The sequence below is a fragment of the Neobacillus sp. SM06 genome (genome assembly GCF_050496765.1).
Taxonomy (GTDB): domain Bacteria; phylum Bacillota; class Bacilli; order Bacillales; family Cytobacillaceae; genus JAEVLT01.
The window spans coordinates 63,098-89,176 of sequence record NZ_JBNWEO010000011.1 but is presented as its reverse complement, the minus strand read 5'-3'; the positions used below and the strand labels follow the sequence as shown (position 1 = coordinate 89,176).

The window sequence follows — 26,079 nt, the reverse complement described above, 5'->3', positions numbered from 1 at the left end:
AGCGATTCCGAAAAAATGATTGCACCTCCTTTGAAAAAAGTCTACAATAGCATTTGTTTTGAAATTGAAAATAAAAGGAGCTCTTTTTATGCCCCGTGCGGTATGGCTTTTAGTGATTGGAATGGCTGTGAATGTCACCGGCAATTCATTTCTATGGCCGTTAAATACAATCTATATTCACGATTCTTTAGGGAAATCGCTCTCTGTTGCAGGTATCGTTCTCATGCTCAACTCGGCAGCCAGTGTGCTCGGCAATCTGGTTGGCGGGAGTTTGTTCGATCGAATTGGCGGATACCGTTCCATCCTCTTGGGAATTGGCATCGCCTTGCTTGCACTCATTGGATTAACACTTTGGCATGGTTGGCCGCAATATGTTGTTTTCCTTATCATTATCGGATTTGGAACCGGTATAATTTTTCCGGCTATGTATGCGATGGCAGGATCTGTCTGGGAAGAAGGCGGGCGAAAAGCTTTTAATGCAATCTATGTAGCCCAAAACCTCGGTGTCGCAATCGGCTCGTCGCTAGGCGGGATTGTTGCAGATTATTCTTTTCAGTACATTTTTCTGTCAAATACCCTTCTTTATATTGTCTTTTTATTGATTGCCGTTTTCGGCTATAAAGGCATGTCTGTTCAGGCTGGCAAAAGAACCGCCTCCAAGCCTGCGAAATTGTCATTTAAAAACAATCGGAATCTGCGCGCATTAATCATTCTCAGTATAGGCTATTTGTTATGCTGGGTTGCCTATGTCCAGTGGTCAACCACGATCGCAGCTTACACACAGCAAATCAATATTTCGCTTACACAATACAGTCTGCTTTGGACCCTAAACGGCGCTTTCATTGTCCTCGGTCAGCCGGTGATTCAACTGTTTATAAAACACTTTGCAAAAACATTAAAAATCCAAATGATGGCTGGAATTTTTATTTTTATTCTTTCTTTTTTAGTGGCGAGTTTTGCTGATGCGTTTGCCGGTTTTGTGGCCGGAATGGTGATTTTAACGATTGGGGAAATGTTTGTTTGGCCCGCCGTACCGACTGTGGCATTTGATTTGTCGCCAAAAGGGAGGGAAGGATTTTACCAGGGCATTGTGAACAGCACTGCAACAGGCGGCCGGATGGTGGGACCGCTTCTCGGCGGAATGCTCGTTGACCTGTATGGAATGTCAATGCTGTTTCTTGTGTTGATTGGTTTATTTATCCTTTCACTTTTCACGACGGTTTCGTATGATCGAGGTTTAACGGAGGGGGAAAATGAAGCTTAAAATCAAGCTGTTTTTGCCAAAACTTGCATCCAACCCGAAAGTTTATTAAAATAACCGTATACTTTTCATATTGACAATAACAATGACGAGGAGTAGTAATGATGCATTCCCGAATGGTAGAGAGTTGGCGGCAGGTGCAAGCCAACCGGGAAGTTCATGAACTCGCCTTAGGAGTTGCACACATGAAAGTTTTCGGTGCTACCGAAAAGTAATGTTTGCCGTTTGCCGCGTTAAGGTTGAGTAAAGCGAGTGTTGTTTGGCACTAATGTGGGTGGTACCGCGGGAGATTGTTACATAATCCTCTCGTCCCGTTTGGGGATGGGAGGTTTTTTATTTTTGCCCAGCCAGGCTGGAGAAATTAGGAGGAAAAGTCCATGAGCTTCAATCATCAGCAAATCGAATCGAAATGGCAGAAAAAATGGGAAGAAGCAAAAACGTTCAAAACAAATGAAGAAAAAGGCAAGCGGAAATTCTATGCGCTTGATATGTTTCCCTATCCTTCCGGAGCCGGATTACATGTAGGCCACCCTGAAGGCTATACAGCGACAGACATCCTTTCCCGCTTAAAGCGAATGCAGGGCTATAATGTCCTTCATCCGATGGGCTGGGATGCCTTTGGTTTGCCAGCAGAGCAATATGCATTGGATACAGGGAATGACCCGGCTGAATTTACAAAGAAAAATATTGATAATTTCCGCCGGCAAATTAAGTCGCTTGGGTTTTCATATGACTGGGACCGGGAAGTGAATACAACCGATCCGGAGTACTACAAATGGACCCAATGGATTTTCCTGCAGCTTTTTAAAAAAGGACTCGCCTATATTGATGAAGTAGCAGTAAACTGGTGTCCCGCTCTTGGCACGGTTTTGGCAAATGAAGAAGTCATTGATGGAAAAAGCGAACGCGGCGGCCATCCGGTCGAACGCCGGCCAATGAAACAATGGATGCTGAAAATCACTGCTTACGCCGACCGCCTTCTTGAAGATTTGGAAGAATTGGATTGGCCTGAAAGCATTAAAGATATGCAGCGCAATTGGATCGGCCGTTCAGCGGGTGCTGAGGTCACGTTTAAGATTGCCGATCATGATGAATCCTTTACTGTGTTCACCACCCGACCGGATACTCTTTTTGGAGCAACTTACGCGGTGTTGGCGCCAGAACATGCCCTTGTAAGCAAAATCACGACTCCAGAACGGCAGCTGGCAGTGGATACTTATTTGGAAAAAATTAAAAGCAAAAGCGATTTGGAACGGACAGATTTGGCGAAAGAAAAGACAGGCGTGTTTACCGGAGCCTATGCGATCAACCCGGCCAATAATGAAAAAATGCCGATTTGGATTGCCGATTATGTATTAGTCAGTTACGGAACGGGTGCGATTATGGCGGTTCCTGCCCATGATGAGCGGGACTACGAGTTTGCCAAACAATTTGAACTCCCGATCAAGCAAGTAGTAGCTGGCGGTGATATTGATAAAGAAGCCTATACCGGTGATGGTGAGCATATTCATTCAGAATTTTTGGATGGCTTAAATAAGACAGATGCCATTCAGAAAATGATTTCCTGGCTGGAGGAAAAAGGGATTGGAACAAAGAAGGTGACCTACCGCCTGCGCGACTGGCTGTTTAGCCGTCAGCGCTATTGGGGTGAACCAATTCCGATTATTCATTGGGAAGATGGAACGATGACGGCTGTTTCTGAAGACCAGTTGCCACTCATGCTGCCAAAAACAACAGAAATCAGGCCATCAGGAACTGGGGAATCGCCGCTTGCCAACATCTCGGAGTGGGTAACTGTTGTTGATCCTGAAACAGGCAAAAAAGGGCGCCGTGAAACGAATACGATGCCGCAATGGGCGGGAAGCTGCTGGTATTATTTGCGCTATATTGATCCGAAAAATAGTCTGGAGCTTGCTTCCCGTGAAAAACTGGATGAATGGCTTCCGGTCGATGTATACATTGGCGGCGCCGAGCATGCGGTTCTTCATTTGCTCTACGCCCGTTTCTGGCATAAATTCTTGTATGATCTTGGCGTTGTTCCAACAAAAGAACCATTCCAGAAACTATTCAACCAGGGCATGATTTTAGGCGAAAACAATGAAAAAATGAGTAAGTCGAAAGGGAATGTTGTCAATCCGGATGCGATTGTCGAAAGCCATGGTGCCGATACACTGCGGTTATACGAAATGTTTATGGGGCCGCTTGACGCTTCAATCGCCTGGTCAACCAACGGTCTTGACGGAGCACGCCGCTTCCTTGACCGGATTTGGCGCTTGTTCGTTGAAGAAGATGGAAGCGTAAATCCAAAAATTCAAGAGGGTGAAGAGTCGGCAAGTCTTGAAAAAGTTTATCATCAAACGGTGAAAAAAGTGACGGAAGACTTGGAGGGCTTGCGTTTTAATACGGCGATTTCGCAATTGATGGTGTTTATTAATGAGGCGTATAAATCCACTGTTCTAGCAAAGAATTATATGGAGGGTTTTGTCAAAATGCTTTCGCCGATTTGCCCTCATCTTGCGGAAGAACTTTGGGAAAAACTCGGCCATAGTGAAACGATTTCCTATGAAGCATGGCCTGCCTATGATGAATCCAAACTTGTGGATCAAGAAGTCGAAATCGTTATTCAAGTAAATGGAAAAGTGAAGCATAAGCTTACCGTTCCGACAGATGCTACAAAGGAAACGTTGGAACAATTGGCAATGGATGATGAAAAAGTAAAAGAGCAGATTGAAGGAAAAACGGTTCGCAAAGTGATTACCGTTCCGGGGAAATTAGTGAACATCGTCGCCAATTAATCTGAATATCCCTTTCGCGCATCGAGGGATATTCCCAAATGAAAGGGTATGAAAATGAGCGAAATCAAAACAATCACACCAGAGGAATTGAGGAAAAAGCTAGAAGCAGGAGAGAAGCTTGAGCTTGTTGATGTCAGGGAATACGATGAAGTTGAGCAAGGGATGATTCCTGGAGCAAAGCATATTCCAATGGGAGATATCCCGGCAAAACTGGATCAGTTTGATAAAAACAAAGAATATATTTTTATCTGCCGTTCAAGTGCACGGAGTGGAAACGTTTGTCACTATCTTCACAACCAGGGCTACAATGTCGTCAACATGGTTGGCGGGATGATGAACTGGACGGGAGAAACGAAATAAACTTGCTCAAAAGACAAAAAGCCGGATTCTGTAATGAGTCCGGCTTTTTAATTCGCTGCAGTCGCTTTTTCTTTTTTCTCCAGCATCATCATTCCCATCATCAAGAGTGGCGCCAAATTGACGACTGAAAGAATTGTTCCTTGAAAATCAGTGCCGCTTAACAGGCCGTGCACGGTGACAAAAATATAGAGAAACGGGTTAAGGGCATGCAACTTTCGCCATCTTTGATAGCCGATTTTTTTACGGGCCTTTGACGTTACGATGGTGAGAATCAAGAAATCGGTTTCCTCATAAAAGCGAAGCGCCGCCTCAAAAATGGTATAAAGCTCCTCTGAAACGGGGATCTCTTTGCCAATTTGACGGTTTATCCTTGAAAGTTCGCTATCAGGACGAAATCGGCTGCAAAGATCTTCAATTTGTTCAAACTTTTTATAAACTGGCATGAGATCATTTGCAAAAAGTTCCCTTGTAATCGAAATATGCACCATGGTGCTCATCGAATTGAAACGATATTCGTTCATCAGGAACCGCCCGTTGTTGTGTCAAATCTTCCATAGCGGCGACTGTAGGTGCCATCATTTGAAAATGAGTTATTGCGCTCATCAAGCGACTGTGACCCATTGTCAAATGATGTACTGCTATCGCTGGTTGAGGAATTGCTCCCATCTGAGAAAAAGGATGATGGCTGGCTTTGATCAATTGACGGATTAAGGGCTTTGCCATCACTCGAATTACCCCCGTTGCTTTGGCTTGGTGATGTTTGCTGCTGGCTGGTCGCTGGCACCTGATTGGATCGATTTGATTTATTCGGTTTTACGCCGTTTGTTATTCCTAAGTACGATACCATTCCGGCTACTAATGCAAGACTGCCGAAACTGACTCCCCAGGAAGTGTATTGTTTTTGGTTCAATTTTCTGGCTCCCCTCAAATGGTAAATCGATTGACTACAAAAACTATACAAGGTTTATCTTAAAATTTTCTTAAAATCTTCACAAAATAATATTTTAAAAATTTAGAAAAGTGGACAGAATAAAAGAAAAAAGGGAAGGAGACTGGATCGTGATTAAGGTGAAATTATTTGACCGCGAACATGAAAAAGATTTGGAGTGGGAAATGAATCGGTTTTTAAAAGAAATCGATGAAAAGAAACTCATTGATATTAAATACAATGTTGCCGCCCTTCCAGAGGATGAAGAGGAAGAACAAATCTATTGTTTTACGGCTATGATTATTTATCGGTCCTGAAAACAAGCTCAGGACCGATTTTTTCCTGTAATTGCCGCATTTGTTCCAGCAATTCTTCCTGTCACAAGCGCTGCCGTAATGTTGTAACCGCCTGTGTAGCCATGAATGTCAAGAATTTCTCCACAAAAATAAAGGCCGGCCATCTTCTTTGAAGCCATTGTCTGCGGCTCAATTTCTTTCACAGATACTCCGCCGCCGGTCACAAACGCTTTTTCAAGCGGCAGCGTTCCATTTACAGTAAAGGTAAAATGCTTGCAGTTTTTTGCAAAGGCCCGCACTTTTTCGTTTGAACTCGTTCCACCTTGAGCATTCGCATCGATTTCGCTTCTTTCAAGGAGAAAAAGGAGATATCGCTCGGGCAGCAGCCCTTTCAGCGTATTTTTTATGCTCTTTTTGGGCTCGTTTTTCAGCAAGTGGCTGATTTCTTCAAAAATAGCCGTTTCCGTTTGATCCGGAAGGGTGTCTAAGCTCATCGTTACTTCATGAAGCTTCCATTTCTTCATCGCTTTCACGACGAACTGGCTGCAGCGCAGAACGGCCGGCCCGCTGATCCCAAAATGGGTAAAAATCATGTCCATCCGGTGGGAAATGATTGGCTTTCCTTTCGGATTCAGTACGCTCAACGAAATATCCCTAAGTGACAGACCTTGAAGCGTTTTGTTTTTAATGAATGGTTCATTTGAAGTAACCGGCACTTCTGTAGGGAACAGCTCGGTGATTGTATGGCCGGCATTTTCAGCCCAGGCATAGCCATCCCCGGTAGATCCGGTGTGGGGAACGGATTTGCCGCCAACGGCAATGACAATCGATTTGGCTGCGATTTTCCGTCCGTCTTTTAGACGTACCCCAGCCGTTTCGCCATTTTCGTATATCACATCGGAAACAGGGGAATTTTCCATAATGGCCACATGGAAAGATGATAATTTTTCCAAAAGGGCATCGACAACGGATTGCGCTTTATCGGTGACCGGAAACATTCTGCCATGATCCTCTTCTTTCAGCTCAATGCCCATTTTTTCAAAAAAAGCAATAATGTCTTCATTAGTAAAAATCGAAAAAGCGCTGTATAAAAACTTTCCATTTCCAGGAAGGTGTTTTATCAAGTCATCAATGGGCATGCGATTGGTGACATTGCAGCGTCCACCGCCCGAGATGGCAAGTTTCCTGCCAAGCTTGTCTCCTTTATCAATCAACAGCACCTTTGCTCCATGCTCACCGGCAGCGATTGCCGCCATTAAACCGGAAGGGCCGCCGCCTACCACAATAACATCGTATTTCATTATTTCACCAACTTTTGCAGATTCTCCATTAAGGGTAAACTAGAATTGATCATATCATACCTTTTCGGAAATCTCGTTTTAAAAGATTTTTTATAAAATTGCCTTATACGAGTGTAGCGTTGTGGGTTGAGAAGTTGTACACTACTAGTATCGTGCAAAAAAAGTCGAACTTGCACTTCTTTTTTTATGTAAGGAGAAGGATTTTTATGTCATCAAAGCTTTTAAGAGGGACGTTCATTTTAACGATTGGTACGATTCTTTCCAAGGTTCTAGGTTTGTTTTATGTGATTCCATTTTACCAAATTGTTGGAAAACATGGGACCCAGCTTTATCAGTTTTCTTATGTTCCATATACCATTTTTATCAGCATCGCAACGGCAGGAGTTCCGCTTGCGGTTTCAAAATTTATATCAAAATACAATGCGCTTGAAGAATACGCTGTTGGCAGGAAGCTGTTTAAATCCGGTTTACTGATTATGATGTCAACCGGGATTGTTGCGTTTTTAATCCTCTATCTCAGTGCGCCGGCTGTTGCGGAGATGAGTATAAATTCGAACGACAAAGAGCAATCATTTTCTGTAAATGAAGTAGCGACCGTTATTCGTGCGGTCAGTTTCGCACTGATTGTTGTACCGTTTATGAGCTTGATCAGAGGTTATTTTCAAGGGCACCAATCGATGGGGCCTTCAGCTGTTTCTCAAGTGGTTGAGCAAATTGTCCGGATTGGTTTCACGCTCATTGGTGCGTATGTAGTGTTAAACTGGATGAGATCCGGTATGGTTAGGGCGGTGAGTGTGGCAACGTTTGCCGCTTTTATTGGTGCGATTGGGAGTCTCTTTGTGCTCTTCTGGTACTGGTATAAACGTAAACCTTATTTAGATGAACTGCTTAAAGAAGACAAGGGGACAGTACAAATCTCCTTGGGGCAGATTTATAAAGAGATTCTTGTGTATGCTGCGCCATTTGTGTTTGTCGGCATTGCCAATCCATTGTTTCAATTAATTGACCAGTTTACGTTTAGTCGGGCAATGGCCGGAATTGTACCGATAAAGGTAGCGGAGACGGCATTTTCGATTTTGAATTTCGAGTCGCATAAAATCGTCATTATTCCTGTTTCCCTTGCGACCGCTTTTTCGCTGACACTTGTGCCAAGCATCACAAAAGCATTTGTTGAGCACGACCGCCAAAGTATGAATTACCAGCTCAACCAGGCATTTCAAGTATTGCTGTTTTTAACATTGCCTGCAGCGATTGGCCTGTCGCTGTTAGCCGAGCCTGTCTATACGGTCTTTTATGAGCATGATCCGCTTGGTATCGGTGTGCTGGGAGCGTATGCGCCAGTAGCGATTTTATTTTCACTCTATTCCGTAACGGCCGCTATTTTACAAGGGATCAATGAGCAGCGTTTTACCATTTTAAGCCTGCTTGTCGGCTTATTATTAAAGTTAAGCTTGAATATTCCGCTCATTCGGATGATGGAAACGAAGGGAGCTGTATTAGCCACTGCCATCGGCTATTCCGCAGCTATTCTAATTAATCTGATTGTGATTAAAGTGTTTTCACGCTATCCATTTCGGTTGGTTTATCGCAGAAGTTTGCTGATTGTTATTTTTGCGGGATTGATGTGGATTGGAACGGAAGTAACGTATAAACTTTTGTTGCTGTTCATGTCCCCAGCTTCTTCTAAGATCCAATCACTTATCATTATTTTGGTTTGTGGAGCAGTCGGTGCGGGAATTTATTTTTACTTAAGTTTAAAATCAAAGCTGGCATACCGCTTATTTGGTTCAAGGGTTGACAGCATTAAGCGGAAGCTGCGCCTGCCAGTTTAACTGTTTCTTAGGGGGTGAATAAAGGTGCGAGTGGATAAACTTCTGGCCAATCTTGGCTATGGAAGCAGAAAAGAAGTGAAACAACTTTTGAAAAGCGGCCAAGTGAAAATCAACGGTGCCGTTGTAAAGGATGCGAAGGAACACGTCGATCCGAACAAAGACAGCGTCACCCTTCATGGCGAAGTAATCGAATACAAGGAGTTCATCTATTTGATGATGAATAAGCCGCCAGGAGTGCTGTCAGCGACAGAAGACAACCGGAGTGAGACGGTGATTGATTTGCTGGAGATTGAAGACCAGGTGTATGAGCCGTTTCCTGTTGGAAGATTGGATAAAGATACTGAAGGACTGCTGTTGATAACGAATGATGGAAAGCTTGCCCACCGCCTGCTTTCACCGAAAAAGCATGTGCCCAAAACGTACTTTGCAGTGATTGATGGTGAGGTGACCGAAGAAGATGTTCGTGCTTTTCAAGAAGGCGTTACCCTTGATGACGGCTATAGTACAAAGCCGGGCGAGCTAGTGATTTTAAAATCCGGCATTCGATCGGATATCGAACTAACGATCACTGAAGGAAAGTTTCATCAGGTAAAACGAATGTTTGAAGCGGTCGGCAAAAAGGTCGTTTACTTGAAGCGGATTACAATGGGGCCGCTTGAATTAGATGAAACATTAGAACTCGGAGAGTACCGGGAACTGACGGAAGAAGAAATTCAAATTTTGAAGGATTATGAAGTAAAATAGTCCAGCACCTTTAAAAAGCAACCGACCACAGCGCAGGATGGGTTGCTTTTTTCAATGAAAGCTGAGAAATAATATTGTTTCTTTGAGGATCGTTCAGCTCATTTTTGAAAAGAAGTTTAAAATGCAGAAAAAAGGAGAGGAGGACCGTGTCACAGCTTTAACCCTGTCCGGCTCTTAAACCGGCGCAGCAAAATATGACTTTCTACTCTCGTAATTCCATTCAAGCTGTATAGTTCTTCGTTTATGAATTGTTCAAGTCTGGCAAAGTCTTCGACGAGTACATGCATATGAAGGGTGCTTGGCCCAGTCATTTGATAACAGCTGGCGACAACCGGATTGTTTGCCAGTGTTTCCGCCACTCTGACAAGGGAAGCCGGCTCGCAATCCACCTCAAAAAAAGCAGATACATTTTTTCCAACTCGTTCAGAGTTGATTACCACAGAAAACTTTTCGATTACTCCATTATCCCAAAGCTGATTCACTCTCTCTCGTATCGCAACCCTCGATAAATTCAATTCTTTCCCTATATCGACATAGGACATTCGCCCATGCTCGCTTAGTAATTCTAAAATCTTCTTATCTATTTCATCCAGTTTCATTCACAATCCCCATTTCATCGTTTTTGTAACACCATCATAACGTATGAATTCTTAAAAGATCAATGTCTTTATTCTCCGAAAAAATAAATTTCAGAATTATTAAAAGTTATGGAATTTTTCATTTAATTGGTTTATACTCATAAAAAGGATAAAATCATTTGTTAATTATTTTTTAAATTTCGGTTTACATTTGAAATCATTTAGTAAATTTAATGAACTTTTTGAAGGAAGGTTTGAGAGGGTGGGCGTTGTATGACAGTAAATTATTTGAATTATCCCTATGCATCACAGCGCATGGCTGTTTTTGCAAAAAAAGGAATGGTAGCCACGTCCCAGCCGCTTGCGGCAAATGCGGGACTGGATATTTTAAAAAAGGGTGGAAATGCAGTTGATGCAGCGATTGCAACAGCTGCATGCTTAACAGTTGTTGAGCCGACATCCAATGGAATTGGCGGAGATGCGTTTGCGCTTGTCTGGATGAATAAAAGTTTATATGGATTAAATGCAAGCGGTCCGTCGCCGAAAAGCATGTCAATTGATGCGGTCAAAGCAAGAGGACTTAACGAACTGCCAAAGCATGGCCTTATCCCGGTAACCGTTCCGGGAGTTCCCTCAGCATGGGCGGCATTATCCAAACGCTTTGGTAAGCTTCCACTGACTGAAGTATTAAAACCAGCGATTGATTATGCGGAAAATGGTTTTCCATTAACGCCGATATTGGGGAAGTATTGGAATTTGGCGTATACCATTTTTAAAAAAACTTTTACCGGAGAAGAATTTCAGGGTTGGTTTGATACATTCGCTCCAAATGGCCGTGCACCAAAAATTGGTGAGATGTGGAGTTCGCCAGGTCATGCCAAGACATTAAGATTGATTGCGGAATCAAATGCAGAAAGCTTTTATCGCGGAGAATTAGCTTCAGCTATTGCTGAATTTTCGAAAAAGTATAATGGCTTTCTATCTGCTGAGGATTTGGCTGAATACATGCCTGAATGGGTACAGCCGATATCGGTAAATTATCGCGGGTATGATGTGTGGGAGATTCCGCCAAATGGCCAAGGGTTAGTAGCCTTGTTGGCATTAAATACATTGAGGGGTTTTCAATTTACTGAAAAAGAGTCAGCAAATACCTATCATAAACAGATTGAAGCAATGAAACTGGCGTTTGCAGATGGAAAAAAATACATTACAGATCCATCCGACATGTCCATTACTGTCAATGCGCTGTTATCTGACAATTTTGCTGCAGCACGGCGCAATCTAATCAGCGAGGAAGCCATTCATCCAGAGCCTGGAACTCCGCCAAGCGGAGGTACAGTGTATTTGGCAACAGCTGATGATGAAGGAAACATGGTGTCTTATATTCAAAGCAACTACATGGGATTTGGGTCAGGGATTGTTGTTCCTGGAACAGGGATTGCCCTGCAAAATCGCGGATATGATTTCTCAATGGATCCAACGAGTGAAAATGCCCTGAAACCTGGAAAAAGAACATACCACACGATCATTCCGGGCTTTTTAACAAAAGATGGGGAGGCGATTGGACCGTTTGGCGTGATGGGCGGCTATATGCAGCCCCAAGGGCATGTCCAAGTGGTGATGAACACGATTGACTTTCACCTGAATCCACAGGCGGCATTGGATGCTGCTAGATGGCAATGGATTGAGGGGAAGAAAGTGCTGGTTGAACATCATTTTCCCCAGCATATTGCCCAAGAACTTGCGAGAAGGGGACATGAAATTCAGGTTGCCTTAGATTCTGGAAGTTTCGGACGCGGTCAAATTATTTGGCGAGATCCGCAAACGGGTGTTCTTTCCGGAGGGACAGAGCATCGGACGGATGGGGCGATTGCAGCATGGTAATCGAATTTCGAAAAGGGTAAGCAGTTCTGAGCAACAAGCGTGCGAGGTAAATCATTTTTGTGAAAGGTATGGTCGCTGTTTGATTGTTAACAGGTTACCTGGCACTTTCACCGAAAGGAGTTCTGATGAAACAATTACATCTTTTCTATGCTTTTTTTAAAGTTGGTATGCTTGGATACGGGGGCGGCCCCTCATCCATTCCACTTGTTCACAAGGAAGTGGTCGATCATTATAAATGGATGGATGATGATGAGTTTTCCGATGTATTAGCATTGGCAAATACCCTTCCTGGGCCGATTGCTACGAAACTTGGAGGGTATATTGGTTATCGGGTTGGCGGTATTTTTGGCATGGTAAACGCCATTCTTTCTACCATTATCCCGACGATTCTGCTCATGATTGTGCTTTTAAAATCCATTACAACATTTAAGCATTTGCAGTGGGTTTCGGGAATGACGAAAGCGGTGGTGCCTGTTGTAGGTGTAATGCTTGCTGTGTTAACGTGGGAATTCCTAGTGAATGCTAAAAAAGGATTGGGCTGGATTAAAACGATCATTTTTTCTGCTGTCAGTTTACTATTATTACAGTTTTTAAATATAAACCCCGGTATTCTCATAGCAATATTGATCGCTATCGCTCTTTTGCAAAAAGGAGATAGATCTAAGAAAAAAGAGAAGGAAGGGAGTATATCGGCGTGATTTACTGGAAATTATTTTTGGCTTTCCTTATACCTGGTTTAGTTGGTTACGGAGGGGGACCAGCATCGATTCCGCTTGTTGAAAATGAAGTCGTTCAACATTATGGGTGGATGACTGTTAGTGAATTTAGTGAAGTCCTTGCGTTAGCCAATGCACTCCCTGGGCCAATCGCTACGAAATTGGCGGGGTATGTCGGTTACCAACAGGCGGGGATACCAGGTGTGCTGGTCGCCGAGTTTGCCTCGGTTGCACCTTCGTTGATTCTGATGTTAGGACTGCTTGGCTTATTGTATAAATTCAAAGATTCGCCAAAGGTCAAGCGGATGACGCTCTACATTCGACCTACCATTGCCGTTTTACTCGGAATCATGGCCTATTCATTTTTTGCAGAATCCTTTAAAGGAATTGGGTCATGGCAAACGATATTCCTAATGCTGGCCAGTTTTCTATTGATGGAAAAATGGAAAGTACACCCCGCATATGTAATCGTAGCTTCACTTGTATATGGGGGGATCGTTTTAGCGTAATGATTTTATAATAAGGTTTTACTTTGCCGAAAATCGTGTAAGAAATCCATTCTTCAACGACTATGAAAGTCAAAAAATAGCATCGAACGGTCAATGAGAGGGAGAGTCAACGCCCGTGAGAGGCAAAAAAGGCATCGAAGGGTCGATGAGAGAGTGCTTCAAGACCCGTGAGAGGCAAAAAAGGCATCGAACGGTCAATGATAGAGTGCTTCAACGCCCTTGAAAGCCAAAAAAGGCATCGAACGGTCGATGAGAGGGAGAGTCAACGCCTTTGAAAGCCAAAAAAGGCATCGAAGGGTCGATGAGAGAGTGCTTCAAGACCCGTGAGAGGCAAAAAAGGCTTCGAAGGGTCGATGAGAGAGTGCTTCAAGACCCGTGAAAGCCAAAAAAGGCATCGAACGATCGATGAGAGGGAGAGTCAACGCCCGTGAGAGGCAAAAAAGGCATCGAAGGGTCGATGAGAGAGTGCTTCAAGACCCGTGAGAGGCAAAAAAGGCATCGAAGGGTCGATGAGAGAGTGCTTCAAGACCCGTGAAAGGCAAAAAAGGCATCGAACGGTCGATGAGAGGGAGAGTCAACGCCCGTGAGAGGCAAAAAAGGCATCGAAGGGTCGATGAGAGAGTGCTTCAAGACCCGTGAGAGGCAAAAAAGGCTTCGAAGGGTCGATGAGAGAGTGCTTCAAGACCCGTGAAAGGCAAAAAAGGCATCGAACGGTCAATGAGAGGGAGAGTCAACGCCCGTGAGAGGCAAAAAAGGCATCGAAGGGTCGATGAGAGAGTGCTTCAAGACCCGTGAAAGGCAAAAAAGGCATCGAACGGTCAATGAGAAAAAGTTTCAAGAGTCAAAAGGGCGAGATCTTCCTCAAAAACTGCTAAAAAACTCCCTGTTTTGTGAATGTTTTCAATTTAATTAACAAGTTTAAAAGAAAAACCCGGTGAAGGACGTGATTACGCTCTTTCACCGGGCTTTATTTTTATTGGTTGCAGCCCCAAAGACTGCATAGGTGAATCTATTAAATGGTTCTTTTTTGTTTGATAAAAATGCAATCATTAGAAGCCTAGCAAATAAGTAATTAAATATCTTTGTTGCGGTATCCGGGAGTGCGTTGCTGCATGCTTTAGCTGAGTTCCCATCAGTCTCTTCGCTTTTATGGTGAAATCACCCGCACCCACAAACAGAGTGCGGCCTGGCTTGGCTGCTTGCTTTTGCCGGATATAGGTGGCAAGGTACTCAGCCCCGCCGTATGTGCCATCAGTCTTTCCATCGCCATCAATATCAACCGAATAATGCGGATCCATTTTTCCATGCAGGTCATTGATCCCTAACAATTGGACATTGACAGGATCTTTCTGTTGAGGGGTATCGGCAAAATCTGCTGCCATCCGTGGTTTCAATTGATAGATCCCTTTAAAAATTGATGCAATGCCAGTAATGTTAAGGACATTATTTTCTTTATATTGGGATGTGAATTGGTCGTATGTGACGCCAGTTCGGCTATCAACTCGCACTCTTGTGGTTGTCGTGCCGTTTACGGCATCAAATTCAAATGAGATTCCACCCGAATCATCCTGAAGGTAAAAGCCGCCCCCGCCCCAGGAACCGGGCGTTGTCGTAATGACCCCTTCTTCGGTAACATTCGTACCATCGGCAGCTTGTCGAGCCTTGTCAATGGAAACCGCAGCCGGTACTGGAGTTTCATAGCCTGGCAGCGGTTCAGCAGGCACGTTGCCAATGGTAACCGCAACCGTTGTACGGGTTGAACCGTTTATTTTTAACCGAAGATTGGCCGATCCACTGTAAGAAGGGTCTAATTTTAATGTAAGGTCTTGATGGGCTTGACCAGTTGCATCGGCAGTAATCGCAAATTTTTCGCTATAGCCGGCAGTTGTTGCCCATCCGCTGCTGTTCTGAAAAGTGGCCAATTGTTTGCCGCCCGGGGCATAAATGCCAACCTGTAAATTCGAAACGGTCTGACCGGCTGCTAAATCACTACCATTTAAACGGATCTGGAATTCCTGTTGATTTGGAAGTGTTGCTTGATGTTGGAAAGTATAGATTGGCTGTGCTTGAACCGTTTTATTTGAACCATATGACCCGGCAGCAAAGGTAGTTGGATCATACCATTTATACCCGCCGCTCGGAGCCGCCCATGGTTCAGGCTGTGGTTCTGTTGTATGTTGCGGGATTTCAAAATCGTGCAGCACTGTTTTCTCGCTCAGCTGCAAACCATTGATTTGGTCAAGACTGGTGTAATCTTCCTGTTTCGCAAGCCAGTTGATCGTATTAATCAAATAAACACGATCCTGCCCTTCCGTTGAAAATCCGTCATATGTTGTTTTTGCTTTGCCATTATCTTCACGAAGGTATTTTGGAGTTGAATCTTCAACGGGTGAGGAATCGCCTAAAAAGGCTGCCTTTCCTTTGTCAACTTTGGCGATTGCTGCAAATGCGCCTTCTGCAATACCACCGTTGTTATAGACGCCTTGATCGACGGCAGGCCCCCATTTTGGCGGATTTTCCGGTAAATAAATTAAGCCCTTGGCTTTCGTTGGATCAAGAATCGCAAGTGTGGAACCTGCATGCATTTCAACGGTTGTAACGCCTTGAGTTATCCCAAATGATTGTTCCGGAGCGACGACTGTTTCCCCTGAAGGAATGTCCCCTAAAGCATTGCTTCGGAAACGGACGCCAAAGTTTTCACCGAGCCAATCCGAGCTGATGACACCCTGCATCGCCTGTGAATTTGCTTCCTCAGTGCTCATGCCTTTAGCTGGATTATCCCATGCGCCTCGGCGGTATCCGTTAAAAATTTCCCCAGAATCCCAGCGATTTAGGTTGCGGTCGGAATTGTAATGATCACCGATAAAGAAGATGCTTCCACCGCCTTTAACGTAATCAAGCATCGCTTGCTGCTCAGAAGCTTTAAATGGAATATTGGCTTCTCCTAAAACAAAAACATCGTAATTTTTTAAGCTATCGAGAGTGATCGGAGTCGTTTGCCGTAATTCTTTCACTTCATAACCTTGCCCGGCGATCGCATTGGCAAAGTCTGAGAAAGCGCCATCGATAACCCAATCCGCAGCTCCTGCTGTCTCCCCATGGGTATTGTCAAAAAGAATTTTTCCTTTTAGTGTCGTTCCTTTGTGTGTAATGGTTGGAGCAGGATCCGCTGCTGTTTCAGCGTTTACCTTGTTTCCGAAAGTCATCACTGTTGGAACAGGGATGACAAGCAGGATGGCTAAAAACAGTTTTACTAGTTTTGTAAACCTCAATTCTCACACCCCCACAATCTTTTTCGTCAATTGACACTTTAAAACTACCAATAAAATGGAGGATTTGACCATACATTTTATAAAAATTTACAATTTTTACATTCGTATAATAATTTTAATAAAAAGTCCCCAAATCAAAGACGATTTGAGGACGCTAAACGTTTAGTAGGTAACTTTCCAATTTTCATTGCAGGTTGCGTAAACGGTTTTTCTTTTTAGAAAATAATCGGCCAGAAGCTCGGTCATGTCTGTCTGAATTTCTTTTATGACAGGTTTATCCTTGAACATTTCATAATCTCCGCCGCCGCCAGCACGATAGTTGTTCATCACAACCTCATACTGGCCTGAAAGATCCATAGGTTGACTCTTAAAGTTCAACTTCACGACACGGTAGCCGACCGGCTTGGCGATATTTAATTCGTATTCGATGCCCTCCCACATATCGTAATTGTAGTGCTGGGGCTTTGGTTCAACAAATGATGGGTTCACTTGCGGCTTTTTGTTCTCGTCTAGAACAAAGTAGGTAGCACATTTTTCCAATGCGTCTTTTATATCCTGTCCGGAAATCCGGATGACTTTCAGGGTATTTGGATAAATGTAATTCGAAACAATGTCCCGCATCGTTACGTTGCTGGAGAAACCGGGGGATTCATTATGGAACAAAGCAGTGTTCGATATCGCAACTCCAGCCGCATCCATTTGCACTTGATTAATAAATTCAATGAGCGGATGATCCTTTAATCGAACCTCAAATGGATCTGAAATCGTCATATCGCCGACAATTTCGCCGATTGGCTGGTCAAGCCATTCTTGGGTTTGGTTTTCAAAATCGGCTGCGAGTTTCAGCAGGTTATTGTCCGTTGCAATTGAATCCGTAACTTCGATGATCTCAGAAGTCTTTTGTTCAACCTGCCAGTTTCCATTTTGAAAAGAAAACGGAATGGTTACCTTGCCAAGCGCCTGGCCGTTAAATCCAGGCTGCAGGATTGTTTTTCCATGCAATTCACCGGTGAGCCGTCTATGCTGATGGCCTGTTAATAAAACGTCAATGCCATCGATTTCCTGGCAAATCCGGTAACCTTGATTTTCACCAGTCAGCGATTCTGTCGGCTCCCCTGTGACAAGATCGCGTTCAAAGCCGCCATGGTATGAAACAACAAGCAGGTCGTATTGTTCATTTTTCTGCAAATAATCTACCCATTTTTTCGTTGTTTCAAAGGCGTCTGCAAATTCTAATGCCTTAATATGATTTGGATTCTCCCAATTGGGTATGTAATGAGTGGTCACACCCAATACAGCGATACGCAAACCATTTTCGAATTCCTTGATCAAGTAAGGTTTGCTGAAGTAGGGTTCAGCACGATGTTGATTTAGACTATTTGCTGAAAGCCATGGGAAATTTGACGCGTCAACGGATCGGTTCAATAGCTCCAGTCCATAATTGAATTCATGATTTCCGATAATCGCCGCATCATAATGTAACTCATTCATGATGCGGATAATTGGGTTCTTTTTATCATAAAGGAACTTCGCATAATGATAGGTCAGGGGTGTACCTTGAATGACGTCCCCGTTATCGATTAGCAATGTATGATCATGTTTTTGCTTTTCCTGGCTAATAATTGTAGCGATTTTTGCAAAACCAGCATTGATTTCCTGATTTGTTCCATAATTTATTGGAAAAATCGTGCCGTGAATATCGCTAGTTTCAAGAATAATCAACTCGCAGTCCATATTTAACCCACATCCTCACTTTTTCTTATAAATTGTATTATAAATGGATAAAAATTAAAAAGACAAGAAATGCTAAATTATGAACAAATTTTACAAAATCTTTACGAAAGTATTTCAGAATTATGCTACACTTTACAGGTAAGGAAAAAATTATTTAAAACGGAGGTAGCAAATGTTCAAGCTTAAGAAATTGGCTGCAATCGGGATGTCTCTTGCATTGGCTGTTGGAGTTCTTAGCGCTTGCGGAACGAACAAAGACACAAACAATGCGGGAACGAAAAGTAATGGCGGGGATGGATATGTTCCAAAGACTCTTACGGTTCAGTTTGTTCCATCGCAAAATGCAGGTACATTGGAAGCAAAAGCGAAACCATTAGAAAAATTATTAAGCGACAAACTGGGTATTCCTGTTAAGGTAAGTGTATCTACCGACTACAATACGATTATTGAAGCAATGGCTTCTAAGAAAGTGGATATCGGCTTCTTGCCGCCAACTGCTTATGTTATGGCACATGATAAAGGCGCAGCAAATGTACTGCTCCAAGCGCAGCGTTATGGAGTAGATGATCAAACAGGACAACCTACGACAGATCTTGTTGATTTCTATAAATCAATGTTTATTGTGAAAAAAGATTCGAAAATTAATGACATCAAAGATTTAAAAGGGAAGAAGATTGCCTTCCAAGATGTAACTTCTTCAGCTGGATATGTATGGCCGGCTGCTTCGTTAATGGATGCTGGCATTGACCCAACGAAAGATGTACAAGGTGTCACCGTTAAAGGGCATGACCAAGCGGTAATTTCGGTATTAAATGGCGATGTAGACGCTGCTGTTGTTTTCCAGGATGCACGGAATATTGTTAAAAAAGATTATCCGAAAGTTTTTGATGATACAAAAGTGATTAAATTTACGGAAAAAATTCCAAACGACACCATTTCCGTACGTTCTGATATGAACAAGGATTGGGTAAAGAAAATTCAAGACGCCTTTGTTGCAATCGGCAAAGATAAAGAAGGACATAAAATTATCAAAGATATTTATTCTCACGAAGGATATACGCCATCAAACGATAAAGTGTTTGATATTGTCCGCGATTATGCGAAGAAAGTAAAAACGGAGTAGCAACACAGCAAAACAAGGTGCCAGCCAGTAATGTTTCATTTACTGGCTAGGCTTTTTTTGCTTATTGGTGTCCCATTATAGATCAAATCCAGAAAGTTGGTATAGAAGTGATCGAATTTAAACATGTCTCCAAGACTTATCCAAATGGAGTCAAAGGTTTGAAAAATATTAACCTGAAAATTGAACAAGGAGAGTTTGTTGTGATTGTTGGTTTGTCCGGTGCAGGTAAGTCAACATTGCTGCGCTCTATCAATAGATTAAATGAAATTTCAGAAGGCGAGATTTTAATTGATGGTAGCTCGATTACAAGAGCAAAAGGCTCTTCCCTTCGAAAAATCCGCCGCGATATCGGGATGATTTTCCAGAGCTTCAACTTGGTCAAACGTTCAACCGTCCTGCGTAATGTTTTGTCAGGAAGGGTTGGTTATCATTCCACATGGCGGACCATTTTTGGGCTTTTTCCAAAAGACGATGAAAATCTTGCATTTGATGCGTTAGACCGGGTCAATATTTTGGAAAAAGCGTATACGCGAGCCGATCAACTCTCGGGGGGTCAGCAGCAGCGGGTTTCGATTGCACGGGCATTGACGCAGCAGGCTAAAATTATTTTAGCGGATGAACCTGTCGCATCGCTTGACCCGCTGACAACAAAGCAAGTAATGGATGACTTAAAACGAATCAATAAGGAATTAGGGATCACGATGATCGTCAACCTGCACCATGTGGATTTGGCACGAGAATATGCGACAAGAATTATTGGTATGCGCGCCGGGGAAGTGGTTTTTGACGGACCAGTAGAAGCGGCTTCCGACGAAACGTTTGCAGAAATTTACGGACGGCCAATTAAGAAGGATGAATTATTGGGAGAGAACGCCTGATGAATCAAAATCAAACAAAAGTTATGCCTAAACCTCCAACGAAAATTAAAACCTATGTAACTATTTTGGTTGTTATCTTGCTTCTTTGGGGAAGCTCACTGCAAACGGGATCTTCATTAACTGAGTTGGCTATAGGGCTTCCCAATGTAATGGACTTATTGACTCAAATGATTCCCCCGAATTGGGCTTATTTTGATAATATTACCGGGGCAATGTTGGAAACGATCCGCATGGCTGTTATTGGCACGACTGTTGGAGCAATCCTTTCAATTCCTGTTGCTCTTTTTTCGGCAAGCAATGTTTTTCAAAGTTTTTGGCTCTTTTATCCGGCGAGGTTTATTTTAAACTTAATTCGAACTATTCCCGATCTCTTATTGGCCTCGATCTTTGTGGCAATTTTTGGTTTGGGGGCATTGCCAGGTATTTTGGCGTTAACTGTTTTTTCGATTGGATTAATTGCGAAATTAACGTATGAGGCGATGGAATCAATTGATCCCGGCCCGCTTGAGGCAATGGTTTCCGTGGGAGCCAACAAGATTCAGCTGATTGTTTTTGGCGTCATTCCCCAAGTATTGGCTTATTTCATCTCCTATGTCCTTTACACATTTGAAATTAATGTCCGCGCCGCTGCCGTACTCGGATTGGTCGGGGCTGGTGGCATTGGTCTCTTTTATAATAAAACCCTTGGATTTCTTGAATACGATAAAGCCAGTTCGATTATCGTCTATACATTAGTTGTCGTGTTAATAATCGACTACATCAGTACGAAATTACGGGAGAAGTTATTATGATGGAAGCAGCGAAAAGAATCGAAAAGCCAAAAAGAAGTCGGCTTAAACTCTGGAGTATTTATCTGATCTTAATTCTCATATATGTTTGGGCATTTGCTGGTATGGGGGTTCCTGAGGTAAAACAAACAGCCGGCCAAATTTCCAAAGCTATTTTTGGCGGAATCTTTCACCCGGATTGGGGCTATGTCTCTGAGCCAGGCGGGGAAGATTTGCTGCATGGCCTGCTTGACACGTTGGCGATCGCTGTGCTCGGTACATTTATTTCTGCATTTTTATGTATTCCGTTTGCTTTTTGGGCGGCAAACAATAGGAGTAAAGGACGAACAGTGTCTGGCTCCGGTAAGTTTGTACTCAGTTTTATCCGTACATTCCCCGAGCTGGTGATGGCGATTATGTTTATTAAAGCAGTCGGTCCTGGCTCGTTTGCCGGTGTACTAGCATTGGGCCTGCATTCGATCGGGATGCTGGGTAAACTGTTTTCCGAGGAAATTGAAAATATGGATTTAGGTCCTACGGAAGCATTAATGGCTACCGGAGCAAATCGTTTTCAAATCCTCTGGTTTGCAATCATTCCGCAGGTAATTCCCGGATTTCTTTCATACACGCTTTATCGATTTGAAATCAATGTGCGTTCTGCTGCGATTCTCGGTGTCATCGGTGCGGGCGGAATTGGAACCCCGCTCATTTTTGCCTTGACTTCACGGGACTGGAACCGCGTCGGGATTATACTCTTGGGAATCATCGTTATGGTCACAATTATCGATCTGATCTCAGGCTATTTGCGGAAAAGAATTATTTAACCGAAGTCTGTCCATGCCGGGCTTTGATTGTGCACTTGATTTGGAAGGCGGAATTTCAAGAAGTACAAGAAATTTACACGGAATTCCTCAAATGGAAGGCGAAATTTCGTATAAAAATGGCGGAAAAAAGGTAGAAATCGGCGGAATGAGGTCTAGGAGAAGCCGATCAAAGAAAAATGACTTGTTTTCACAAAAAACCCGCTCGATCCATTTGGATTAGCGGGTTTTAAAAATCCAGGTTTTATATTTTTTCTGCGTTAACAGGGATGGTTGACAATCGTGTGTCCATCTCCGTTACGGAAGGATGGAACTCATTTTCCATTTTGGAAACAACAACGGTAGCAACGCCGTTTCCGATTAAGTTGGTGATCGCACGAGCTTCGGACATAAAGCGGTCAACGCCAAGCAGAAGGGCAATACCTTCTACAGGAATGGTTGGGAACGCTGAAAGTGTGGCCGCCAGCGTAATAAAGCCAGAACCTGTTACGCCTGCAGCTCCTTTTGATGTTAGCATCAAAATGCCAAGCAGCGTAATTTGATGCCAGATGGTCAGATCGACATTATAGGCTTGGGCGATAAAGATCGCGGCCATTGAAAGGTAAATCGCCGTTCCATCCAAGTTGAACGAATAGCCAGTGGGAACAACAAGACCAACAACCGATTTGGAACAGCCAAATTTTTCGAGCCTTTCCATCATTCTTGGCAGAGCCGATTCCGAAGAAGACGTCCCAAGCACAAGCAAGATTTCCTCTTTAATGTATGCAATAAATTTTAAAACATTGAAACCATAGAGTTTGCCGACAATTCCAAGGATTCCAACGATGAAAATAAACATGGTCAAATAGACGCTGCCCATTAATTTTCCAAGGGAGAAAAGTGAGCCAATTCCAAATTTCCCAATCGTATAAGCCATTGCGCCGGATGCCGCATATGGTGAAAACTTCATGATGATGTTGACAATTTTGAAGAATACGTCAGTGAATTGCTCAAATATTTTAATAACCGGCTTGCCTTTGTCGCCTAATGAAGCCGTGGCAATTCCAAATAATACGGCTACAAACAAAATTGGCAGCAAATCGCCTTTCGCTAATGAGCCGACAAAATTGTCCGGAATGATGCCAACAATAAAGTCAATAAAGCCGTGGCTCGTTTCTTTTGCCTGCTCAGTAAATTGCGAAACATCCCCGCCTTTTGCAGCTTGGGTATTGAAGCCTGAGCCCGGTTTGATAATGTTTACGACCACAAGCCCGATTGCTAAAGCAAACGTTGAAATAATTTCAAAATACAGCAAAGCTTTTCCGCCGATTCGGCCGACTTTTTTTACATCCCCCATGTTCCCAATTCCAATGACAATGGTGAAGAAGACAATTGGTGCAATCAACAATTTGATCAGCTTAATAAAGATATCGGCCAAGACTTTTAATTCAGCGCCGAACTTTGGAAAAAGAAAGCCAATCGCAATACCGACGACAATTCCCATCAACACTTGAACGGTAAGATTTTTAAAATTTAGTTTCATTTACAACACCCCTTTGTTTGTTAACGCTTTCATGGATATATCGTAATAGAAAATTCAGAAAATAATAAGGTTTTGATCATATTGGTCATAAAGTTCTTTTTGTTATTGAATCCTTTTAAATTGACTTTCGATAAGTGTTATACTTCTAATAAAATAGGAATCCTGTTACGGAACAAAAAGGGGGGAAACTGGGATGATTTCAGTGATTTTAGTTGAAGACGATCCCATGGTTCGCGAGGTTCATAGGCAATTTATTGAACGGATTGACGGATTTAAGATTATTGGAATTGCTGCAAACGGCCATGAAGGACTCCAGCTTATTCGGCAGACTCAACCTGATCTCGCGATAATCGATATGTATATGCCTTATATGGGCGGGCTTGAAATGCTGCGAGAAGTTCGGGCGGAAGGTTTCCTCGTCGATGTTATTGCGATCACCGCTGCTCAGGATATTGAGACTGTTCATCGTGTGCTCCAGCAGGGCGCAGTCGACTATATTATGAAACCCTTTACATTTGAAAGGATTAAAAAATCGCTTGAAAACTATCGATTTTTTCGCCTTAAACTCAAGGAAAAGAAATCCTTTTCCCAGCCTGAACTTGATCAATTATTGTTTATGAACAATATGGAAGAAAAAGAAGAAGAGCTATTACCAAAAGGGCTGACAATGCCGACCTTAACAAAAATACTAGAGTTTATTTCAAATGCCAGCAGTCCGGTTTCAGCTGAAGAAGTAGCGGAAAATATCGGGATCGCCAGAGTGACTGCGAGGAGATATTTGGATTATTTAGAAAAAGAGGGAAAGGTAAAAATTCATGTCCAATACGGAGGAGTCGGACGTCCGGTTAATCGGTACGGAATGTAAGGTGCACCAACTAACTGCCGCAATGCCGGTTTTAATTTTTTAAAGGGGGATCTCAGGAGTGCAAAGGAAGCGAATTTTGGGAAAAAGAAGATTCACATTGCAGACAAGGATTATCCTGCTTGTATGTTCAGTAGTCGTTTTATCGCTGCTGGTAACCGACCTCCTAATAACTGGGCAAACCTCAAAGGATGTAGAGGGGAATCTTGCCGAAAAAGCCACCGATGTTGCCAGAATGGTTGCCAGCACAAGTCTTGTAAAGGAAGCACTCACTGAGCAGGGAAAACAGGAAGAGCTTCAAGCATTCGCCAATGAGATCAAGCGGAAAACAAATGTGGAGTTTGTTGTTGTGATGGATATGAAGGGAATCCGCAAAACCCATCCCGTGCCAGACAAAGTTGGAAAACGCTTTGTTGGCGGTGATGAAGGCCCAGTTTTGCACGGAATAGAATCCGTCTCGGTTGCAAAGGGAACATTGGGGTTGTCACTCCGTTCATTTACTCCTGTTTTTGATAATAGCGGCAAGCAGATCGGAGCGGTTGCGGTTGGCATTTCGTTGAAAAAAGTCAATCAAGCCATTGCTGAGAGTCGAAAAATTATTTACTTAGCGGTTGGATTTGGCTTGTTGGTTGGAATCATTGGTGCATTAGTTTTGGCAAGAAAAATAAAAGGGATTTTGCTGGGGCTTGAGCCGAACGAAATTGCAAAAGTGCTGGAAGAACGAAGTGCGATGCTGGAGTCAGTTAGGGAAGGAATGGTCGCGGTTGATGCAGACGGCTTCATCACACTTGTGAACCAGGAAGGCATCCGGCTTTTTCAAAAAGGCGGGTTACACGAACCGCCAATTGGGAATCGGTTGGATGAATACTTGCCAAACGCCAAAATCTCGGCTGTGCTTCGTTCGGGAATTCCGGAAGTAGATGTGGAACTCGATCTAAATGGGGTCACGATTTTAGCCAATAAAGTACCAGTAGTCGTAAATGGCAAGACTGTCGGAGCCATCCTGACGTTTCGCGATAAAACAGAAATCAAGCTCCTTGCTGATCAGTTGGCGGGGACGAAGCTGTATGCGGAAGCGTTAAGGGCCCAGACGCATGAATTTATGAACAAGCTCCATGCCATCGCCGGGTTAATCGACATTGGCGATCAGCAAATGCTCTCAGCCTATATCGCAAAAATACTCAATCATCAGCAGACAGAGGTTGGCTTTGTCGCCAGCCGGTTCAAGGATCCGATTTTGGCCGGCTTTTTACTAGGAAAGCTAAGCTTTGCCAGAGAATCGGGAGTGGAATTGTCCATCAGCGGTGACGGTATTTTGCCCGAACCCGCCGATCAGGAGACGGTTCACGAGGTGATCACGATTCTCGGGAACTTAATCGATAATGCCCTGGAAGCGGTAGCAGACACTCCAACTAAGAACGTTTCCGTTCGGTTTGATTACTTTGAAAATCTCTTAAATGTTGAGGTTCACGATTCCGGCAAGGGGATCGAAGAGGTGCTTAGGCGGCACGTTTTTTTAAAAGGCTTTTCTACCAAGGGTGAAAATCGCGGCTATGGTTTGTTTTTAGTCATGCAAAGCCTGGAAAAAATAAAAGGAGAAATCGAGGTTCATTCACAAAAAGGCAAAGGAACAACCTTTATTGTGTCGATACCCTATCTAGGCAGGGACGAATCTTCCGCCATTTAAGAATCAAATATGGTTTTCTTTGTAAACTAGTGGGATCGTTACATATTATTCAGGAAAACCCCGATTTATAAGGAGAAGGCCAGCCTGAATTTGTTCTTGACAAACCTATTCGTCAACGATTATATTGTAAGTAATAAAATATTTCCTTTTTAAAGGGGAGTAGCTATACAATAAAGTCGTCATTACGAGAAATTTTTCTCCGGCTTTAT

At 43.2% G+C, this 26,079-nt stretch carries 22 protein-coding genes and 1 other annotated feature; of the genes, 15 read left to right on the top strand and 7 right to left on the bottom strand.

The annotated features are described in order from the left end of the window. Positions 1–88: 88 nt before the first annotated feature. From ACQYAD_RS03675 to ACQYAD_RS03665, 3 genes are all read left to right on the top strand, one after another. On the top strand, positions 89–1,264 hold the full coding sequence (locus ACQYAD_RS03675; RefSeq protein WP_430235691.1) for an MDR family MFS transporter: 1,176 nt from the start codon (positions 89–91) through the stop codon (positions 1,262–1,264). Between the two features lie 73 nt (positions 1,265–1,337). Further along, positions 1,338–1,578: a binding site (T-box leader), on the top strand. Positions 1,579–1,638: 60 nt separating this feature from the next. Then, positions 1,639–4,056: a leucine--tRNA ligase gene (gene leuS, locus ACQYAD_RS03670; RefSeq protein ID WP_430235688.1), complete on the top strand. Its 2,418-nt coding sequence runs from the start codon at positions 1,639–1,641 to the stop codon at positions 4,054–4,056. A gap of 54 nt (positions 4,057–4,110) precedes the next feature. After that, complete coding sequence (locus tag ACQYAD_RS03665) at positions 4,111–4,416, top strand: rhodanese-like domain-containing protein (RefSeq protein WP_430235684.1); 306 nt, start codon at positions 4,111–4,113, stop codon at positions 4,414–4,416. A gap of 47 nt (positions 4,417–4,463) precedes the next feature. On the opposite strand, the gene ACQYAD_RS03660 is transcribed toward ACQYAD_RS03665, so the two are convergent. Continuing rightward, complete coding sequence (locus ACQYAD_RS03660) at positions 4,464–4,937, bottom strand: FAD:protein FMN transferase (protein WP_430235681.1); 474 nt, start codon at positions 4,935–4,937, stop codon at positions 4,464–4,466. Next, positions 4,937–5,326 (bottom strand): hypothetical protein, encoded by a 390-nt coding sequence (locus ACQYAD_RS03655; protein WP_430235678.1) that lies wholly within the window; start codon positions 5,324–5,326, stop codon positions 4,937–4,939. Before ACQYAD_RS03655 ends, ACQYAD_RS03660 begins: the two co-directional genes overlap by 1 nt. A gap of 149 nt (positions 5,327–5,475) precedes the next feature. Between ACQYAD_RS03655 and ACQYAD_RS03650 the strand changes: the two genes are divergently transcribed. Beyond that, positions 5,476–5,661, top strand: coding sequence for a sporulation protein Cse60 (locus ACQYAD_RS03650; RefSeq protein ID WP_430235675.1), 186 nt, complete (start codon positions 5,476–5,478; stop codon positions 5,659–5,661). A gap of 8 nt (positions 5,662–5,669) precedes the next feature. On the opposite strand, the gene ACQYAD_RS03645 is transcribed toward ACQYAD_RS03650, so the two are convergent. After that, positions 5,670–6,941: an NAD(P)/FAD-dependent oxidoreductase gene (locus tag ACQYAD_RS03645; protein WP_430235673.1), complete on the bottom strand. Its 1,272-nt coding sequence runs from the start codon at positions 6,939–6,941 to the stop codon at positions 5,670–5,672. A gap of 206 nt (positions 6,942–7,147) precedes the next feature. On the opposite strand from ACQYAD_RS03645, the gene ACQYAD_RS03640 reads away from it, so the two are divergent. Continuing rightward, on the top strand, positions 7,148–8,773 hold the full coding sequence (locus tag ACQYAD_RS03640) for a putative polysaccharide biosynthesis protein (protein ID WP_430235671.1): 1,626 nt from the start codon (positions 7,148–7,150) through the stop codon (positions 8,771–8,773). Positions 8,774–8,797: 24 nt separating this feature from the next. Then, on the top strand, positions 8,798–9,517 hold the full coding sequence (locus tag ACQYAD_RS03635; protein ID WP_430235669.1) for a pseudouridine synthase: 720 nt from the start codon (positions 8,798–8,800) through the stop codon (positions 9,515–9,517). A 149-nt stretch (positions 9,518–9,666) separates the two neighbouring features. Here ACQYAD_RS03635 and ACQYAD_RS03630 read toward each other — a convergent pair whose 3' ends face one another. Further along, positions 9,667–10,116: an Lrp/AsnC family transcriptional regulator gene (locus ACQYAD_RS03630; RefSeq protein WP_430235666.1), complete on the bottom strand. Its 450-nt coding sequence runs from the start codon at positions 10,114–10,116 to the stop codon at positions 9,667–9,669. Between the two features lie 252 nt (positions 10,117–10,368). On the opposite strand from ACQYAD_RS03630, the gene ACQYAD_RS03625 reads away from it, so the two are divergent. The 3 genes from ACQYAD_RS03625 to ACQYAD_RS03615 all read left to right on the top strand — a co-directional run bounded on the left by ACQYAD_RS03625 (position 10,369) and on the right by ACQYAD_RS03615 (position 13,204). Next, on the top strand, positions 10,369–11,979 hold the full coding sequence (locus ACQYAD_RS03625) for a gamma-glutamyltransferase family protein (RefSeq protein ID WP_430235664.1): 1,611 nt from the start codon (positions 10,369–10,371) through the stop codon (positions 11,977–11,979). Positions 11,980–12,104: 125 nt separating this feature from the next. Continuing rightward, positions 12,105–12,677 carry a chromate transporter gene (locus ACQYAD_RS03620; protein WP_430235661.1) on the top strand — a complete coding sequence of 191 codons (573 nt, stop codon included), beginning with the start codon at positions 12,105–12,107 and terminating at the stop codon, positions 12,675–12,677. Then, a complete protein-coding gene (locus ACQYAD_RS03615) occupies positions 12,674–13,204 on the top strand; it encodes a chromate transporter (protein WP_430235659.1) in 531 nt (176 codons plus the stop codon). The genes ACQYAD_RS03620 and ACQYAD_RS03615 overlap by 4 nt, the downstream gene beginning before the upstream one ends. A gap of 1,049 nt (positions 13,205–14,253) precedes the next feature. Here the strand turns inward: ACQYAD_RS03615 and ACQYAD_RS03610 are convergent. Together ACQYAD_RS03610 and ACQYAD_RS03605 are read right to left on the bottom strand one after the other, a co-directional pair. Continuing rightward, positions 14,254–16,440: a hypothetical protein gene (locus ACQYAD_RS03610; RefSeq protein ID WP_430236095.1), complete on the bottom strand. Its 2,187-nt coding sequence runs from the start codon at positions 16,438–16,440 to the stop codon at positions 14,254–14,256. A gap of 198 nt (positions 16,441–16,638) precedes the next feature. Beyond that, entirely contained in the window at positions 16,639–18,210 is a 1,572-nt protein-coding gene (locus ACQYAD_RS03605) for a bifunctional metallophosphatase/5'-nucleotidase (RefSeq protein ID WP_430235656.1), read from the bottom strand. A 172-nt stretch (positions 18,211–18,382) separates the two neighbouring features. Here ACQYAD_RS03605 and ACQYAD_RS03600 point away from each other — a divergent pair, with 172 nt between their 5' ends. The 4 genes from ACQYAD_RS03600 to phnE (ACQYAD_RS03585) all read left to right on the top strand — a co-directional run bounded on the left by ACQYAD_RS03600 (position 18,383) and on the right by phnE (ACQYAD_RS03585) (position 21,802). Further along, a complete protein-coding gene (locus ACQYAD_RS03600; RefSeq protein ID WP_430235654.1) occupies positions 18,383–19,333 on the top strand; it encodes a phosphate/phosphite/phosphonate ABC transporter substrate-binding protein in 951 nt (316 codons plus the stop codon). Positions 19,334–19,440: 107 nt separating this feature from the next. Next, positions 19,441–20,211, top strand: coding sequence for a phosphonate ABC transporter ATP-binding protein (phnC, locus tag ACQYAD_RS03595; RefSeq protein WP_430235651.1), 771 nt, complete (start codon positions 19,441–19,443; stop codon positions 20,209–20,211). Further along, on the top strand, positions 20,211–21,002 hold the full coding sequence (phnE, locus tag ACQYAD_RS03590) for a phosphonate ABC transporter, permease protein PhnE (RefSeq protein WP_430235649.1): 792 nt from the start codon (positions 20,211–20,213) through the stop codon (positions 21,000–21,002). Before phnC ends, phnE (ACQYAD_RS03590) begins: the two co-directional genes overlap by 1 nt. Beyond that, on the top strand, positions 20,999–21,802 hold the full coding sequence (gene phnE / locus ACQYAD_RS03585; RefSeq protein ID WP_430235646.1) for a phosphonate ABC transporter, permease protein PhnE: 804 nt from the start codon (positions 20,999–21,001) through the stop codon (positions 21,800–21,802). Before phnE (ACQYAD_RS03590) ends, phnE (ACQYAD_RS03585) begins: the two co-directional genes overlap by 4 nt. 241 nt (positions 21,803–22,043) lie before the next feature. Here phnE (ACQYAD_RS03585) and ACQYAD_RS03580 read toward each other — a convergent pair whose 3' ends face one another. Then, on the bottom strand, positions 22,044–23,321 hold the full coding sequence (locus tag ACQYAD_RS03580) for a dicarboxylate/amino acid:cation symporter (RefSeq protein WP_430235643.1): 1,278 nt from the start codon (positions 23,319–23,321) through the stop codon (positions 22,044–22,046). A 193-nt stretch (positions 23,322–23,514) separates the two neighbouring features. Here ACQYAD_RS03580 and ACQYAD_RS03575 point away from each other — a divergent pair, with 193 nt between their 5' ends. Next, positions 23,515–24,186, top strand: coding sequence for a response regulator (locus ACQYAD_RS03575; RefSeq protein WP_430235640.1), 672 nt, complete (start codon positions 23,515–23,517; stop codon positions 24,184–24,186). 58 nt (positions 24,187–24,244) lie between these two features. Beyond that, positions 24,245–25,870 carry a DcuS/MalK family sensor histidine kinase gene (dcuS, locus tag ACQYAD_RS03570; RefSeq protein WP_430235638.1) on the top strand — a complete coding sequence of 542 codons (1,626 nt, stop codon included), beginning with the start codon at positions 24,245–24,247 and terminating at the stop codon, positions 25,868–25,870. Positions 25,871–26,079 lie beyond the last annotated feature (209 nt).

Bases quoted from the DNA above. Each gene is read 5' to 3' on its own strand.
- ACQYAD_RS03640 (WP_430235671.1), top strand. From the start codon at position 7,148: ATGTCATCAAAGCTTTTAAGAGGGACGTTCATTTTAACGATTGGTACG.
- ACQYAD_RS03600 (WP_430235654.1), top strand. From the start codon at position 18,383: ATGTTCAAGCTTAAGAAATTGGCTGCAATCGGGATGTCTCTTGCATTG.
- ACQYAD_RS03575 (WP_430235640.1), top strand. From the start codon at position 23,515: ATGATTTCAGTGATTTTAGTTGAAGACGATCCCATGGTTCGCGAGGTT.
- phnE (WP_430235646.1), top strand. From the start codon at position 20,999: ATGATGGAAGCAGCGAAAAGAATCGAAAAGCCAAAAAGAAGTCGGCTT.
- ACQYAD_RS03630 (WP_430235666.1), bottom strand. From the start codon at position 10,116: ATGAAACTGGATGAAATAGATAAGAAGATTTTAGAATTACTAAGCGAG.
- ACQYAD_RS03660 (WP_430235681.1), bottom strand. From the start codon at position 4,937: ATGAACGAATATCGTTTCAATTCGATGAGCACCATGGTGCATATTTCG.
- ACQYAD_RS03620 (WP_430235661.1), top strand. From the start codon at position 12,105: ATGAAACAATTACATCTTTTCTATGCTTTTTTTAAAGTTGGTATGCTT.
- ACQYAD_RS03625 (WP_430235664.1), top strand. From the start codon at position 10,369: ATGACAGTAAATTATTTGAATTATCCCTATGCATCACAGCGCATGGCT.
- ACQYAD_RS03645 (WP_430235673.1), bottom strand. From the start codon at position 6,941: ATGAAATACGATGTTATTGTGGTAGGCGGCGGCCCTTCCGGTTTAATG.
- phnE (WP_430235649.1), top strand. From the start codon at position 20,211: ATGAATCAAAATCAAACAAAAGTTATGCCTAAACCTCCAACGAAAATT.
- ACQYAD_RS03675 (WP_430235691.1), top strand. From the start codon at position 89: ATGCCCCGTGCGGTATGGCTTTTAGTGATTGGAATGGCTGTGAATGTC.
- ACQYAD_RS03605 (WP_430235656.1), bottom strand. From the start codon at position 18,210: ATGGACTGCGAGTTGATTATTCTTGAAACTAGCGATATTCACGGCACG.
- ACQYAD_RS03665 (WP_430235684.1), top strand. From the start codon at position 4,111: ATGAGCGAAATCAAAACAATCACACCAGAGGAATTGAGGAAAAAGCTA.
- ACQYAD_RS03580 (WP_430235643.1), bottom strand. From the start codon at position 23,321: ATGAAACTAAATTTTAAAAATCTTACCGTTCAAGTGTTGATGGGAATT.
- leuS (WP_430235688.1), top strand. From the start codon at position 1,639: ATGAGCTTCAATCATCAGCAAATCGAATCGAAATGGCAGAAAAAATGG.